Origin of the sequence: Streptomyces africanus, assembly GCF_002150735.1 — a bacterium.
Taxonomy (GTDB): domain Bacteria; phylum Actinomycetota; class Actinomycetes; order Streptomycetales; family Streptomycetaceae; genus Streptomyces; species Streptomyces africanus.
In genome coordinates, this window is record NZ_MUKA01000542.1 from 1 (window position 1) to 1,330 (window position 1,330).

General features: G+C 69.0%; 2 pseudogenes. Both read right to left on the reverse strand.

Annotation, left to right across the window (positions count from 1 at the left end):
• Positions 1-941 (reverse strand): annotated as a pseudogene (locus CCL05_RS41745) (DEAD/DEAH box helicase family protein); the annotation flags it as partial.
• Between the two features lie 40 nt (positions 942-981).
• Positions 982-1,330, reverse strand: a pseudogene (locus CCL05_RS41750) (MHYT domain-containing protein); the annotation flags it as partial.

Below are 1,330 nucleotides of genomic sequence, written 5' to 3' on the forward strand. Positions count from 1 at the left end.
GCATCGAGTAGTTCTCCACGCCGGAGCAGGAGCCGATCTGGCGGAGCATCTCGATGTCGTACGTCGTGCGCATCCTCAGGCGCTGGGCCTCCAGGAGCTTGCCCTGCTTCTCCAGCTCGGCGAGGCGCTCGCCCAGCTCCTTCTCGATGTCGTTGATGGCCCGCTCCAGACGCTCGGGCCCTGCGACGTAGTGGGAGGCCGGGAAGACGTACAGCTGCTGGTCGTCGCTGATGATCTCGCCGGTGACCGGGTGCAGCGTGGACAGCGCCTCGATCTCGTCGCCGAACATCTCGATGCGGACGGCCAGCTCCTCGTAGACCGGGAAGATCTCGATGGTGTCGCCGCGGACGCGGAAGGTGCCGCGGCTGAAGGCCATGTCGTTGCGCGTGTACTGGATGTCCACGAAGCGGCGCAGCAGCTCGTCGCGGTCGTGCTCCTCGCCGACGCGGAGGGGGACCATGCGGTCCACGTACTCCTGCGGCGTACCGAGGCCGTAGATGCAGGAGACCGAGGCGACCACGACGACGTCGCGGCGGGTGAGCAGCGAGTTGGTCGCGGAGTGGCGCAGGCGCTCGACCTCCTCGTTGATCGAGGAGTCCTTCTCGATGTAGGTGTCCGACTGCGGGACGTAGGCCTCGGGCTGGTAGTAGTCGTAGTACGAGACGAAGTACTCGACGGCGTTGTTCGGGAGCAGCTCGCGGAACTCGTTCGCCAGCTGGGCCGCCAGCGTCTTGTTCGGCGCCATCACGAGCGTGGGGCGCTGGAGCTTCTCGATCATCCACGCGGTGGTGGCGGACTTGCCGGTGCCGGTCGCGCCCAGNNCCCGCCTGGATGCGCTGGGCGAGCTCGGCGATGGCCGTCGGCTGGTCGCCGCTCGGCTGGTAGGGGCTGACGACCTCGAAGGGCGCCACCGTGCGTTCGATCTGGGAAACGGGCCGCATGGGATCCACCGTACGACCCCGCACTGACAATGGGCTCCGGTCAGCGGTTCTGCGGCGTTCGGGAGCCTCGGTGCTCCAGGGTGCGGCGGGGGCGCAGGCGCTGCGGGTTGTGGGGGGTGTGGATGTGGGCGGGGATGCCGGGCCTGTGCTCGACGGGGCGGACCGCGGGCTTCCCCATGACCATCAGCGGGTCGAACATCACCACGACGCCGGCGAGGAGGAGGAAGGCGAGCGGGCCGATCAGCATGGGCGCGAGCAGGGCCGCGGGCGACTCACCCGCGGTGGGTTCGGCCGTGCCGTGCAGGTGGACGCTGAGGCCGGCCATGCCGGTGTAGTGCATGCCGCTGACGGCGAGTCCCATGACGAGACTGGCGCCCACGCTCCACATC